The organism is Glutamicibacter sp. FBE19 (assembly GCF_015524875.1).
Lineage (GTDB): Bacteria > Actinomycetota > Actinomycetes > Actinomycetales > Micrococcaceae > Glutamicibacter > Glutamicibacter halophytocola.
This window is the reverse complement of the sequence record NZ_JACKQN010000014.1, coordinates 68011-82587: the sequence shown is the minus strand read 5'-3', so window position 1 is coordinate 82587 and position 14577 is coordinate 68011. Positions and strand designations below refer to the sequence as shown.

The window sequence follows — 14577 nt, the reverse complement described above, 5'->3', positions numbered from 1 at the left end:
AATATTCGGTATCAACAAACTTGGCACACTATTGAGTTCTCAAACAACAAACACTTACCGGTTCTCCACAACCCGTCAATTCGAGCCATGATTTCGTCCAGCGTTATATTCAAATCTTATCACCGTGAATTTCTGAAAGTCAAATCAATTGTTTGTGATTTGAAACAGTATTCACGATTCCCTTTTATCAATGAATTCCGACAGTGACCTGTGCGAAAACCGTTGATTTTCTGGGGTTTTACCTCCGTTTTGCATCCGGTTATTTCTTCCGTTTTGCTCTCGGCGACAAGGAAAAACTATACACAGGTTTTGGGGGTGGTGCAAATCGGGTGGGTGGTTTGCGGCGGTGACCGTGGACACTTAATCGGTTGCACGTGTCCATATCCCCGGATTTACACGGTTTAAACCGAAAAAACACCCCGTAAAACAGCTAACGCTGTATTACGGGGCGTTCCGTCGACATCCTCAGAGGCGCCAAACGCGGTTCGCCATCTAGTCCTCTACGATTTCGGATTCCAAAATCCGCGGATCATCCAGCGGCAGTGCGCTGGGCACCACCGTCGGGATGCCGGCAAAGGCCTCCTTGGCATTCTCGATCACGCGCTTGGCCATGTATCGGTTGCCTGCTCCACCGATCACCGCGCCAACACCGAAGGGAACCAGGCGTCCCACAACGCTAGCCGCCTGCGTGCCGATGATCTTGTGCAAGAACTTCTTCTGCAAGGTGCGCTGCACGCTCGAGTAGAAGCTGGTGCTCTTGTTCGCGCCGAAAGCCTGGGCCCAGCCCTTAACAGGTCCACCGCCGCGGCCGGCCGCCTGCGACGTAAGTCCAGCAATCATGGAACTGCCTTCCTCGCCCATCAAGATGCCCATGACCAAAACGCGCGAATGATCAGGATTCTCGATGGCGATGCCATGCAGTTCCGCCAGGCTCTGGGCGTAGAGGGCCGAAGCTTCCAGGAAGCCCAGGGTAGCGGCGACCGAAAGGCCCAAAGCGACACCGGTGCCAACAGCCGGCACCGCCGCGGTGCCGCCAACAGCCGCTCCGGACCCGGTGACAATACGAAGGTAATCCCGTTCAACGATAGCGGCCAGCTCGGGGGTATCGGCTTGGGGATTCTTCTTGCGAAGACGATTAATATACGCGAGCACCAGAGGCCGTTGCACTCCGATGCCCTTCAAGATGGCCTGCTGCACGCTGGAGCGCGGCTTGCCATCTTTGCCAATGAAAGTCATCGAGATTGGATCGTTTTTCATGATGCCCCCAGCTTATCTGCATGACCCTGAGAGTTGCCTTGGGACTGCCGGGTCTTGCGCGGTTCTTCTGAGAATGATCGGAACGTGTGGCATCTGCGTGCCTCGGCTGCCCTGCATAAACCCTCAGACCAGCGGGCTGTTGCCTGCAGAGCGAGTCCGGCTTCGATGCCTTGCAGAGTACAGCAGGCAAGGTCGATCGCCCTGCGCGAACGGACATATCTGGCTGCAGTCCTGGCCCTGGGCAGCCAGGCCAAGCCTAGAACTCGATGTCTGTCCAGATCAGGGATCCGGGTTCCTCGACGTCATTTGGCACTGCTTCTTCCAGCAGGGGTTCACGCTGCTCGATGCGCCCCTGGCCCGTAACCTCCCATGAGGAATCCGGGACCAGGTAGCTGCCGCCATCGTTCAGGGCATCTTCACGAGCTAATCCCTGGAGGAACGGTTCCAGCCGGTCCGCGGAAGAATCCTGGAGATCCAAGGCGCCCGCTACGACGAACTTCTCACCGCCCAGGCCTTCGGCGTGGCCGTCGCTGTCGGTGTGGACGTAGTCCTTGCCGGCCACGTAGTCCGAAATGACCTTCAGTTCATCAGCGTGCCGAGCTTGGGAGAATTCTCGGTTCCGGCCTTCGGGCTCGGTCTGGGTCGCGACAACATGGACCTGCTGGCCGCGATAGTTAATCGGGATATCCCAGAGGCCGGTGCTCATCACCGGGATGGAGGCTGCCAGCACGCCGGACAAGCCGGTGTGGTGCAACTGGTCGTTCTCGACCTGCTGCCACTTGAGCTTCGAGACGGCGGTGATCTTGCCTTCGTCCACCGGGTACTTGGAGAGCACTACTATCGAGCCCTGCTCTTCGAAGGCCCCCTGCCCCCAGGCGTCTTCGGCACTGCCGATCACGCCGTCTGCGTTCAAGTCGGCACCGCTCTGCAATCCCTTGGAGCCAACCGCCAGATAGGAATACGGGTAGTCGACGTCCGTGCGATCGTCCGCGATGTTGTTCAGGTAGAGATTCTTGAAGGTGTCGACGGCGCCTTGCTCGGCATCCATATTGGTCAGCACAACCACGTCGGCATCGGCGGCGGAAAGGCTGTCGGCCACCTGGGCCGCCTGCGAATTGGTTCCGCCCATCAGCTTCTCTTCCAGCCCATCGGCGGTATCGCCCGTGAGGTTGGCCTGGATGGTGGCCACGCGCAGGGAGGATCCGGAAAACAGCTGGGTCGGCTCGTCGGCCTGGTTGCCAAAACTAGTTGGTACAGCAAAGGCGGCAGTCGCCGGGAGGAGGCAAAGCGCTCCCAGGCTCAGGCTGGCTGTTCCTACTAAGATCTTGCGCACGAGTCAACCCTACGCCGTACCCAAGCTGTTTTTCCAGCGTCTTAATCGGATTGTAATGCCAGTGCCGCGGCGGCTTTCTTGTTGGCCGCGAGCACCTCTTCCATGTAGGGGGCGCGAATCCGCGCGGAAATGCGGGCATCAACCAGGCACACTCCCCGCGCGCCATCGGCCACCCATTGCCTGAGCCCGGCCAGATCCGCGAGCTCCTCTACCCGCACCCCGGTCGCGCCCATGGACCGGGCAATGCCGGCAAAATCGACGGTCGGGATCAGCATCGGGTCTTCATGCAGGCCGATCGAGCCGTACTGGTGGACCTCGGCGCCGTAGGCAGAGTCGTTGTAGATCACGATCACCCCGCTGTCGATGGTGCGGATAATGGATTCGAGATCGGCCAAGCCCATCAGGAACCCGCCGTCACCGGCAGCCAGGACAACCGTGCGCCCTTCGGCCGCGGCCCCGGCACCCACCATTGAAGCGATTCCCAGGCCAATGGACTGGTAGGCGGTGCCGACGCAGGCCAGCGAACGCGCGCCGGTGGTTGACCAGTACATCGGGCCCCAGCCGATGAAATGCCCGCCATCCTGGACCAGGACTCGATTGGCCGGCAAGATCTTCTCCAGCTCGCTGGCTACACGGCGCGGATCCAGCAGCCCGTCTTCGGCCTTTTCATCGCCGGCCGGGCGGCTGCGCACATCGTGCAGGTCAAGGCCCGAGCACCAGCTGCTTTCGGCAGCCTCGACGGCACCCAGCAGATCCAGGGCAGCGCTCTGGGCATCGGCGGTGGCAAAGCAGTCGACGCGGGCGTTGGTGGCAGCTGGCCCAAGATCGATCTGGATCAGCGTCGCCGACTCATTAATCAGTTCGCCGAAGCGCGTGGTGAATTGGTTCAGGGAAGCGCCCAGGACCAGCACGGTATCTGCCCGGGCGATGATGCCCGTATTGGCCTCGGTGGAGAAACCGCCGGTGATGCCCAGATCGAACTCGTAGTCCAGCAGGTCGCGTGCCAGCAGCGTGCCCGAGGTGGTGGCATCCAGCTTCTGCGCCAGTTCCTTGACCTGCTCGGCGGCATCAATGGCACCCCGGCCATAGAGAATATGGGTGCGCTTCGAGGCGTTCAGCTTCGTTGCGATCTGCGCCAGCGCAGCAGGCTCAAGACGCGGCGTCGGCGGCAGGCAAGCCAGCGAGGCGACATCCGGAAGTTCTTCCCCTGCGCATTCGGCGGCTGCCAGGTCATAGGGAATGGCGAGGACCACCGGGGCCTGTTCGCGCAGCGCATGGGCGGCGGCCTGCAGCGCGGTGCTCCCCGGGGTATGGCGGTCCACGACATAGCGAGGTGCTCGCACGCCAGCGTCGATGGCCCCCTGGTCAACGTCCCAGCCGCGCAATCCGGTGCTGGGAGCATCACCGGTGACAAATAGCAATGGGGTTCGGGCCGCTGCGGCTTCAGCCAGTGCGGTCACGGCGTTGGTGTACCCGGCACCGTAGGTGGTGGTGGCAATGGCCAGCTGGTTCGAAATCCGGAAATAGGCGTCGGCGGCCGAAACAGCTGCGGACTCATGGCGCACTGCGGTGTAGTCGAATCCCGCGCGAATGGCGGCATCAAGGAAGTGGGCGTTGCCATTTCCCATCAATCCGAAGATCTGCGGGGCAACTGGTTTCAGGGCATGGGCAATGGCTGCGGAAACGCTAGACATTATGGACTCTTTTCAAGAAATGATGCTGAAGAAAATTCCATATATGTCTGCCGTTACCAGTTGCTTGACGGCAACGGGTATCGCCCCTTTTGAGAGCGCCGGAAACCACAAGGCTGTGGCTCCTGACTCAATGATGATAGGGCACCGGGACCGCTTTGCGCTAGATGGTGCGCGGCGTTGGCTTTCCCCGCATGTTGCGGTTCCAGCCAACGCCGCTACCCGCCTACCCCTTGACGCACAGGATGGTGCGCAGGTGGCCGACGACTTCCACCAGATCCTTCTGTGCTTCAATCACCTGGTGGATGTCCTTGTAGGCCGCGGGGATCTCATCCACGACCCCCGCATCCTTGCGGCACTCGATGCCTGCAGTCTGCGCGGCGAGGTCATCGGCCGAGTACATCTTCTTCGCCGCCGTCCTACTCATCCGACGCCCGGCACCGTGGGAGGCCGAGAAGTACGACCCTGGGTTTCCGCGCCCACGCACAACATAGGATCCAGTGCCCATGGACCCAGGTATCAGGGCGAGATCTCCGGCACCAGCACGGATAGCGCCCTTGCGCGTCACCAGCAGCGCCTGACCATCGACCATCTCCTCGTTCACGTAGTTGTGGTGGACGTTGATCGGCGCATCAAACCGGACATCAAGGGTTTCGAAGTGCCGGACTACGGCCTCCTTGAACAGCGCGAGCATCAGGGCCCGCGACGCGGCCGCGTACTCCTGCGCCCACCACAGATCGTGCTTATAGGCATCCATCTGCGGTGTGCCCTCGATGAAAACAGCCAGTTCCTTGTCGACCAAGCCCTGGTTGTGCCCCAGCGACTTCGCGATGCCGATGTGCCTGTCAGCCAAGGTCTTGCCGATATTGCGCGAACCGGAATGCAGGGTAATCCACACCCGATCATCCTGATCGAGGCACAGCTCCAGGAAGTGGTTGCCACCTCCCAGGGTCCCCAGCTGGCCGATGGCCTTGCTCTTGAGCTTCTGCACCTTCTCATCCAGGGTTTCGAACCTGCCGAAGAGCTGATCCACCCCGGGTTCCAGACCGAAACGGCACAACTGGGGCAGCTCCTCGTGAGCGTTGAATCCCACGGGGATCGCAGCTTCGATACTGGCTCGCAGCAGCTCCAAGCCAGCCAACTGGTCGGCACGGATGCTGGTGCGCACGGCGGCGACGCCGCAGCCGATGTCAACGCCCACCGCTGAAGGCGAGACGGCCTGGTTCATGGCGATGACGCTGCCGATCGTCGCCCCCTTGCCGACGTGGACGTCGGGCATCACGCGTACGCCGTGGACCCATGGCAGCTGAGCCACGCGGCGCAGCTGCTCAAGTGCTTCGTGTTCCACTTCGGCTTCTGCGGCCCACATTTTTACGCGGTCATTGCTGCCGGTCAGCGCTACGGGGAACGCTGCTGGACGATTCATCATTCTTCCTTCTTCTAGGAACTTAAAGTGGATAAATTTTTCGCCTATTTCAATTTTCGGGCACGACAATTAAACCCATGCAAAACAATTGAATGGAAAATAGAAAAGGAGCCAATGAACTAAGTTCATCGACTCCCAGGAGAATTGCCGACCGCGCCTCCAGCTTTCACCCAACCGGGCGGCAACTGGCACTAAAATATTAGATCTGGCAGGTCAAAGCGTGATTCATTCACCATTTCCGGCGAGTAAGAGTCGATGCGCACGTGGCTTCAGAAACCCGAACTGATGAGGTTGGCGGGGTTCACCTGTGCCGCTAAACAAGCCCTGGAAGCTGACGGCTTGCAACTGATACTGCTCTCGTTGAGCATTATTATTCAACATCGCCATCCTCCTTCAAGTTTTTCAGCGGTCGACAATTACTCTATTTACGATAATGCACTTTTCGCAGAATATCCACTCGAAACCAAAACATTCTCTAATTAATGCTGTTTCCCGCGCATCTATTATCGGTGCAAGACCAGACCCAAGCACGCAATGCCGCAGGACCTTGAACAGCAGTTGGCACTCCTGTTCAAGGTCCTTGAAGCGATGGCGGAGCATCCCCCGTTGCGCTCGCGCGCTCTACTTCGCCTGGACCAGAGGCAGAACCGCCTTGTAGTCGGCTTCCTGCTTGGTCCAGAACTCGCCGTATTCCGCGGAATCCTGGTAGCTGGTGGTTAGCCCCAGATTGTCCATCTTCGAAACCACAGACTCGTCTTCGATAGCAGCCTGCAGTGCAGACTCCAATTTCTTGGCCACTTCTTCAGGCAGGCCGGCCGGCGCGGCATAACCGCGAGCGGTTGCGGCCACCACGTCGTATCCTTCTTCGGCGAAGGTTGGCACATCCGGCAGAACATCGGTGCGTTCCGAGTCCATCACGCCGAGCACCTTCGCCTTGCCCTGCTTCTGAAGATCAATCACTTCGCTGACATTTCCAACCAGCACGTCAACGTGCTTGCCCAGGAATGCGGTGGAAGCCTGCGAGGCGCCTTCCGAGAAGTGCACGGGGCTCAGCTCAGCGCCTGTGGCCTCGTTGATCTGCGCGATGGCAAAGTGCTCGCCGCCCATCTGCCCTGTCGTCGTGGCGTTGACAGACCCAGGATTGGCCTTGCTGTCCTCGAGCAGGTCCTTGAGATTCTTGTATTTGCTGTCCGCCTGGACCGCAATCACCATCGGATCAACCACCTGGCGTGCCAGTGGCTGAAGATCTTCTCGAGTAAACGCCGCTCCGCGCGCCTCGTCCAACGGGATGACCACAATCGACGGTGAGCCCACAGCGCCAATGGTGTAGCCATCGGGCTTGGCGTTGGCCAGCGAGGTGTAGCCGATCTGCCCGCCAGCACCTGGCTTATTAATCACTTCAACGTTGGTTCCCAGCTCTTTCTCCAGCACAGGCTGAATCAAGCGGGCGGCCGTGTCCACCGGTCCGCCGGGCGAGAATGCCACCAGCAGTTCCACAGGCTTGCCGTTTTTCGGGAAATCGGCTCCCGCATTGGACGGGGATCCGCTGCTCGACCCGCAGCCAGCGGCGGCCAGGGTCAGAGCACCTGCAGCAATAACGGTGATGATGCGTTTCATTTGAGTTCCTTCGGGTTCGGTACAGCTAATTTGCGGGTGTTCAGCTTTCGGGATCTTCAGCCACCAGCGCGGCTGGCTTGCGCAGTTTCAGCAGCGGGCTGCAGACAATGGCCAAGGCGATGAGCAGAAGCACCATGGTGATGGGACGATCGAGGAAGATGGCGAAGCTGCCATGGGAAATATCCAGGGATTCACGCAGCGAGCGTTCCATCAGCGGTCCCAGCACCAGGGTCAGGACCATCGGCGCCAGAGGAATATCCAGGCGCCGCAGACCCAGGCCCACCAGTCCGAAGATGATCATGACAAAGACGTCGAAGACCGAGAAGTTGATCGTGTACGCGCCCACAACCATGAACATCAAGATCAAGCCGGCCAGAATCGGGTAGGGCACTTTCAGGATCGAAGTCCAGAGGCCGACCAAGGGGACATTGAGAACGAGCAGCAGAATATTGCCAATGAACAGGCTGGCGATAATCGTCCATGCCAGCGTGCTGTGCTCGGCGAACAAGGTCGGGCCTGGGGTGAGGCCCTGCTGCAAGAAGGCTCCCATGAGCACGGCGATAGTCGGCGATGCTGGAATTCCGAGGGTAAAGAGCGGGATCAGCGCGCCGTTTGCGTGCGCATTATTCGCGGTCTCGGGTCCGGCAACGCCTTCGATGGCGCCCTGGCCCAGTTCGTCGCGATGCTTTGAGAACTTCTTCTCGGCGCCGTAGGACAGCAGCGAGGAAACCGACCCGGTCATTCCGGGAATCAGCCCCATGGCGAATCCAATGCCGGTGCCGCGCGCGAAGGCCGGGGTACTGCGCTTCCAGTCAGTTCGCGTGGGGAGCAGGGCACGCATTCCGGGTGCCTGCGTCACCGCCTGGTTCTTCCCCGGGCGGTAGGACAAGATTTCGGATAGCCCGAAAATGCCGACGATGACCGCCACGAATGAAACGCCGTCAAGCAAACGCTCCATGCCGAAGGTAAAACGCGGGGCTCCCATGACAGGATCGATGCCAATCATTGAAATCAGCAGGCCCAGGGCGCCGGAAATCAGGGCCCGGACCATTGAGCGCCCCGCCAAGGCAACAAGCAGCGAAATGCCGACAACCACGAGCGCGAAGAATTCCGGCGGCCCGATCAGCAGCCCCAGGCTGCCCAGGGGCTTGGCCGCCATGACCAGGCCAACGGTGGCGATGGTGCCGCCGATGAATGAGCCTACCGCGGCAATGGTCAGCGCTACGCCCGCCCGCCCGACTTTGGTCATTTGATAGCCGTCGATGGCGGTAATGGCCGATGCCGCCTCGCCGGGCGTATTAAGCAGGACGCTGGTAATGGTGCCACCGTAGGTTGTGCCATAAAAAATCGCGCACAACATGATGATGGATCCGGCAGGATCAAGGTTGAGGGTCAGCGGAATCAGCAAGGCGATGCCTGCGACAGGTCCAATGCCGGGCAGGACGCCAATGACCGTGCCCAGCAAGCAGCCGACAAAGGCGAAGAGGAGGTTTTGCCAAGTCATTGCCGCGGCAAAACCCATCATGAGTTCATTGAGAACATCCATGTCAAAGTCCAATCATGCTCAGTGGCGGCAGCGTTGCCACCGGCAGGGTGACGTGCAGGACGGTGGTGAACAGGTAAAAAACGCCGACGCTGCCGCAAAGGGAAATAACGATGGCTTTCACCTTTCCAATCCGGGCCCGGAAGCTGAGGTGGTACATGAGAAAGGCAAATACGCTCAGCTGGAATCCGAGGAATGGCAAGGCAGCGGCCAGAATCACCAAGCTGGCAATGACAGCCCAGACCTGCGCCCGGTCAAACGTCTCTCCCCCGGTTTCCACCGTTGGCTTGGCACGTTCCTGCACAAACCACAGGGCGACGAGAACCATCAGGAAAATGCCAAGTACTGCTGGAAAGAAGCCGGCCCCCGGGCCGAGGCTGCTCCAGAGTCCAAGGCTCAATGAGCCCAGGAACGCATACAGGCCGACGAGGGCGATAATTGCCTGGCCAATGAGGATTGGCCATCGTCCCGGTGGAACCCGTCTCCCCGTTGCATCGTTCGACACAGCTTCCTCCAATTGCATAGTTTGTTCATAAATTTCATACTGTAAAATTATCTAGCGTTCCATGAAATGGTGACATGGGGCACAGGCGGCCGTCAAGGAAGTGCATCAAATTACAAATTAATTGCATAGAATGAAATCATGGCGGCAGAAAAAGAGAAGTCCGAGACACCCAACGGCATGAGGTCTTTAACCAGGGCCATTGCCGTATTTGAGCAGATCCAGCGCTATGAGCACCCCAGGCGCCTGAGCGCCATCGCTGCCGATATGGGCATGAGCTCGCCGACAACACTGCGCATCCTGCGGGTGCTCCAGGAGGCGGGACTCGTCAGCCAGACCGACAAGAGCTATCGATTGGGCCCAGCAGTACTGCCCGCAGCCCGCGTCTTCCTGGAAAATGACCCGCTGCCCCGTGTTGCGCAGCCGATCCTCCAGCAACTTTCCCAGGCCACCAATCTGACAGCTTCGCTGTACACGCGATTGGGCAGCGAGCGGGTACTGGTTGAACGCGTCGTGGGCGAAAGCTCCCTGGGCTACAACCTCCCGCAAGGCCGGCGCCTGCCCCTGACATCCGGCGCAGCCGGACGCATCTTCCTGCTCGGCGCCGATGACGACGAGCTAACGCAGATCGCCGAAGCATCCCGGCGCCTGCATTACGAATCCGAGGACTTCGATCTCGACGCCATCAAGTCCCGCACGCCCAAGGCTGGTGCAAACTACGCCATCTCCGAAGATGAGCGCGCCCTGGGCATCATCTCGGTGGCCACCGCCATCCCGTCGCGCCAGGGCCCGCCCACGGAAGCGCTCTCGCTGACCGGCCCCATCCACACCGTGACCCGCGAAGCCCTGGAAACCCGGGCTCCCGAACTCCTCCAGGCCGCCCGCCGCCTATCCGACCTGCTGGCGAGCAGCGTCTACTAACGGCCGCAACCGCCCCGCTTCAGGCGCGTGGATCACGCGCCTGATTGGCGCGCCCGGATTCCCCGGCGCCTTGGGCGCTCCTGCGCGAAACACCCGCCCCCGCACCTTGACACTGTGATGCACCCCATGCAATGATTCCGTACATCATCAATAAATTGCGTAGTGTGAAACTATAGACCGTCTAATGAAATTTACCCTTGGCTGTTTCACGCTCGCCCCAGGACTTGGGACAGGTGCACCATGAACCAATCGACGCAATCTCTTCTCGTCGAGCAATCCGTCATCGATCGGCTCGCTGCGCTTCCGGCCGCCAACATCGGCGACGCCATGCAGCGGCTGGGCATTGCCTCAGCAGAAATCCAGGCAGTGTGGGATGGCGCCAAAATTTCCGGGCCGGCGTATACCGTCTGGGTGGCCCCGGGGGACAACGCCGGAATCCACGAAGCCCTCAAACATGTTCAACCCGGACAGGTTATCGTCGTCAACGGCGGGGGCTACACCGACCGCGCGCTTCTCGGAGAGCTCATCGGCGAACGCGCGATATCCAAGGGTGTCGCCGGATTCGCCGTTGACGGGGCAGTTCGCGATGCCGTGGATCTCGGCGAAATCAACCTGCCGGTCTTCGCCCGGGCCACCAGCCCCGCCGGCCCCTACAAGAATGGCCCCTTCGAGGTCAACGGGACTATCGCCTTTGGCGGCGTCGCGGTCTCGCCAGGAGACATCGTCGTCGGAGACTCGGACGGATTGGTGGTTATCCCGGCAGAGCGCGCCGAAGATATCGCCACCGCCGCAGAAGCAGTGAATCTTGACGAGTCCCAGCGCCGCGCAGCCATTCTTGCCGACCGCGCCAACACCCATTCCTGATTATTTAAGGCCCTGACACTATGAAATGTGCACTCATCGGACTAGGCGAGGTCGGACAGATTTATGCTGCCGCGCTCCTCGAAGCCGGCCACGACATCATCGGCTACGATCCATTCATCAACCACGCCCCGCACGGCGCGCACCTGGCCCAGTCGGCGGCGGAAGCAGCCAAGGATGCAGACATGGTCCTGGTGCTGACCGGCGCCGGTGCCGCACCGAAGGTCGCCCGGGAGTGCTTGCCGGTGATGAAGCCGGGATCTGGCTATGCGGACCTGACCAGTTCATCCCCCAAGGTCATGGAGGAGCTGGGCTCCACTTCGAGCCAGGCCAGCTTCATCGATGTCGCGATCCTCGGACCCGTCATTGCCCAGGGGGCAAAAACTCCATTGATGGCCAGCGGCCAAGGAGCCGCGGCCTTTGCCGATCTGCTCGAATCCGTGGGAGCGCCGGTCGAGGTCGTGGAAGGCGGGCCGGGCAGCGCCATGGCCCACAAGCTGCTGCGCAGCATCTTCACCAAGGGCCTGGCCTCGGTGGTGATTGAAGCAGTTCGAGCCGGTGCCGCTGCGGGGCTTGAACCCTGGATCCGGGCAGAAATCTCCAAAATGCTGGCCGGCGACGGCCAGGCAACCATCGATCGCTTCCTGTCCGGCACCGCCAAGCACGCAGTACGCCGCGCAGCAGAGATGCGCTCCACCGGCGGGTATCTGGACGACCTCGGCGTCCCCCGCGAAATGACCGATGCCTCGGCCAGCGCCATGGAGCGCATGGCCATGGATACTAGGATGACAGCTGGCTAGCAGCGACGCTGGCAAGCTCTGGAAGGAAACAGCATGATTGGCATCTGGGCGCTGGGCGCCTACCTCGCGGTCATCATCATTTGGACGGTGCTGATGCGCCGCAACGTTGGCGAGGCGATGATTCTCGGCTTCATCGTGGCGGCGGCATTCAGCGGCAGCCAGATGCTCCCGGTTGGCTGGGCGGCGCTCTATGAAGCGCTCACCGATGAAATCGTCTATGCGACGGTGATTTTTGTGTTCATGGGCTACCTGCTCGAACGCGCCGGGGTCATGGAACGCATGATCAACCTGCTGGATTCGCTGATCGGCGGCCACAAGGGCGGGGCGGCCTACGTGTCCACGGTGTCCTCGGCCAGCTTGGGCAGCATCGTGCACAATCAGGCGGCCATCGCCGCGACGGTGGGATCAATTACCATCCCGTGGATGGAGCGCTCGAAGATCGACCGCCCCACCGCTGCCACCATCGTGGCCGGCAACGCGGGCATGGGAATCACCTTCCCCTTCAGCGCTTCGATGTTCGTTCTGGTTGGCTCCTCCACCGTCGGGCCGCTGCTCTCGGCCAATGAGCTCTTGGTCCCCTTGATTTTTGGCGGGCTTTGGTGCGTGGCGCACAGGCTGGTGGTCACCTATATCCTGGTTCGCCGCAGTGGCGCGCAAGCCACCCCTGCCGAACAGCGCCAGCTGCTATCGGTGGCATTCAGGCAAGGCTGGAGCACCCTCCTGCTTTTTGTCGGCGTTGCCATTCCGATGATCATCACCAGCGGCGCTGTCGCCGAGGCCTTGAGCAGCTACACCCAAACCAACGTTGCCAAGGCGATCAGCCCGATCTTCTGGATCCCCATCGCGTTGATCGTCATGGGCCTGCTGCTCGGGCTGGGCAAATTGCCCCGCAGCCTCAAGGCCTGGTCGCGCATGATCGAGGACTCCATCCCCCGTTTTGGCATTGTCGGCGTCACCGTGCTTTTCGCCTTCGCCGGAGCCAACGCCCTGGCCAGCACCGGATTGCCCGAGCAGCTCACCACGGTGCTGAACCAGCTTTCGCTGCCGGTGTGGCTGCTTGCCCTGGTGATCGGCCTGATTGTCATTGCCGTCGCGGCCCCGCTGTCTTCGACTGCGACAATGGCGGCCGTGGGCACCGTGGGAGTGGCTTCCCTTGTTGCCGCAGGGGTCCCTGCCCCGACCGCCGCGGTGGCCGTGCTGGTATTCTCCTCCTGCGAAGCAGCTGTTCCGCCCGGAGGCGCTCCCCTCTACGTTGCCTGCGGCATCGCCGGGGTCAACCCATACAGCACCTTCCGCCGGATGATGCTGTTCTACGCACTGCCATTGCTGGCTATCGGCGTGCTGATCGCGTCCGGGATCTTGCCGGTCTAACCCCCAAGGAGCCAAAATGTACCAACTTGTACTTCGAAAAACCTTCGTCGCCTCGCTGGCTCTGGCCCTGGGCGGTGGAATCGTGTTTGTTCTGCTGCAATTAGCCGGGATTATCCTCGGCAACGCGCCGCTGCTGACCGCACCGAACTCGGTGTTCAAGACGGTCCTTTGCATCTGCGCCTCCATCGCCTCGATCGCCGCGTACCTGCTGCTTCATGCAGGCTCCACCCCGCGCAAATACGCCCAGGAGAACGCTCCCAAATGAGCGGGAAGAAAAAGTACCCCACTCGTGCCGAGCTGAAACAGCGCCCGGGCCGGCTTGCCGGTACCTCATGGGACCTGTTCGCCTCCCCCTTGGCCGGGGCTCCGGGCAAAATTGATGCAGCCAAGCGCATTGCCGCGGCCGCATCGGTGCGCCTGGGCGAATGCTTCGGGCTGGATTATCCGATCGATGCCTTTTCGCCGGGCATGTCCAAAACCCGTGGCGCGCCAGAGCACCATATTTTTGGCAATCATCCGGCCCATCGCGACGACTATCTGGACGGCTTCTACCTGCAGGGCTCGTCGCAGATCGATGGGCTGCGCCACCGCCGTTCTGACGAGGTCGGCTTCTACAACGGCGTGGCCGACGAAAAGATCGTCCCTGGAACCACCGAGCTGGGAATCCAGTACTGGTCGGATCAGCCCATCGTGACCCGTGGCCTCCTGGTGGACCTCGACGGGTTTTCCAGGGCCCGGGGCCGGCAGCTGGATCACGCACACGGGGAGCAGATCCCGCTTTCGCTGCTGCTCGAAGCCCTGGACCACCAGGGAATTACTGCAGAAGAAGGCGATGCGCTGATGGTCCACACCGGCTGGAGCGAGTGGTTCCTGGCGCTGTCCCCCGAAGAGAAATCCAGGCAGCGCGACTGCGGCAAGGCTACCGGGCTGGTGCAGTCCGAACAGCTGCTGGACTGGGCCTGGGATTCGGGGCTGAGCATCCTGGCGGCAGATAACTTTGCCGTCGAATGCCTGCCGCCGGCCGCCAATTCCCCGTTCCTCGCCTCGGCTCCGAATGACCGCGGAATGATGCACCAGGAATTCCTGGCGAAGCTCGGCCTTCCGCTCGGGGAGCTGTGGCGCCTGGGCCCGCTGGCACGGCGAATGAGCCAGCTGCAACGCTGGGAGTGCCTGCTGACGATCAAGCCATTAAACGTTGTGGGAGGCACCGGATCGCCGGCCAATGCCACCGCGGTGCTTTGAGCCCGAAGGGATC

At 61.1% G+C, this 14577-nt stretch carries 13 protein-coding genes; 6 read left to right on the top strand and 7 right to left on the bottom strand.

Translation table 11 applies throughout. The features are described 5' to 3' along the window. Positions 1–492: 492 nt before the first annotated feature. From H6F58_RS17150 to H6F58_RS17120, 7 genes are all read right to left on the bottom strand, one after another. Entirely contained in the window at positions 493–1257 is a 765-nt protein-coding gene (locus H6F58_RS17150; protein WP_146277345.1) for a hypothetical protein, read from the bottom strand. 256 nt (positions 1258–1513) lie between these two features. Then, positions 1514–2590, bottom strand: coding sequence for a hypothetical protein (locus H6F58_RS17145; RefSeq protein ID WP_146277343.1), 1077 nt, complete (start codon positions 2588–2590; stop codon positions 1514–1516). Between the two features lie 41 nt (positions 2591–2631). Further along, complete coding sequence (locus H6F58_RS17140; RefSeq protein WP_146277341.1) at positions 2632–4284, bottom strand: thiamine pyrophosphate-binding protein; 1653 nt, start codon at positions 4282–4284, stop codon at positions 2632–2634. 223 nt (positions 4285–4507) lie between these two features. Then, a complete protein-coding gene (locus H6F58_RS17135; protein WP_195182220.1) occupies positions 4508–5707 on the bottom strand; it encodes an RtcB family protein in 1200 nt (399 codons plus the stop codon). Positions 5708–6328: 621 nt separating this feature from the next. Beyond that, complete coding sequence (locus H6F58_RS17130) at positions 6329–7324, bottom strand: tripartite tricarboxylate transporter substrate binding protein (RefSeq protein ID WP_195182218.1); 996 nt, start codon at positions 7322–7324, stop codon at positions 6329–6331. A gap of 40 nt (positions 7325–7364) precedes the next feature. Further along, positions 7365–8870 carry a tripartite tricarboxylate transporter permease gene (locus H6F58_RS17125; protein ID WP_060700271.1) on the bottom strand — a complete coding sequence of 502 codons (1506 nt, stop codon included), beginning with the start codon at positions 8868–8870 and terminating at the stop codon, positions 7365–7367. Position 8871: 1 nt separating this feature from the next. Then, on the bottom strand, positions 8872–9372 hold the full coding sequence (locus tag H6F58_RS17120) for a tripartite tricarboxylate transporter TctB family protein (protein ID WP_348536412.1): 501 nt from the start codon (positions 9370–9372) through the stop codon (positions 8872–8874). A gap of 138 nt (positions 9373–9510) precedes the next feature. Here H6F58_RS17120 and H6F58_RS17115 point away from each other — a divergent pair, with 138 nt between their 5' ends. From H6F58_RS17115 to H6F58_RS17090, 6 genes are all read left to right on the top strand, one after another. After that, positions 9511–10290 carry an IclR family transcriptional regulator gene (locus H6F58_RS17115; RefSeq protein WP_244652661.1) on the top strand — a complete coding sequence of 260 codons (780 nt, stop codon included), beginning with the start codon at positions 9511–9513 and terminating at the stop codon, positions 10288–10290. A 240-nt stretch (positions 10291–10530) separates the two neighbouring features. Next, positions 10531–11154, top strand: coding sequence for a methyltransferase (locus tag H6F58_RS17110; RefSeq protein WP_060700269.1), 624 nt, complete (start codon positions 10531–10533; stop codon positions 11152–11154). A 20-nt stretch (positions 11155–11174) separates the two neighbouring features. Continuing rightward, positions 11175–11951, top strand: a complete 777-nt coding sequence (locus H6F58_RS17105; RefSeq protein WP_195182216.1) for a DUF1932 domain-containing protein — start codon at positions 11175–11177, stop codon at positions 11949–11951. Positions 11952–11984: 33 nt separating this feature from the next. Then, a complete protein-coding gene (locus H6F58_RS17100) occupies positions 11985–13322 on the top strand; it encodes a TRAP transporter large permease subunit (protein WP_195182215.1) in 1338 nt (445 codons plus the stop codon). A gap of 16 nt (positions 13323–13338) precedes the next feature. Beyond that, entirely contained in the window at positions 13339–13587 is a 249-nt protein-coding gene (locus H6F58_RS17095; RefSeq protein WP_195182214.1) for a hypothetical protein, read from the top strand. Beyond that, positions 13584–14564: a cyclase family protein gene (locus H6F58_RS17090; RefSeq protein ID WP_195182213.1), complete on the top strand. Its 981-nt coding sequence runs from the start codon at positions 13584–13586 to the stop codon at positions 14562–14564. Before H6F58_RS17095 ends, H6F58_RS17090 begins: the two co-directional genes overlap by 4 nt. Positions 14565–14577: the final 13 nt, after the last annotated feature.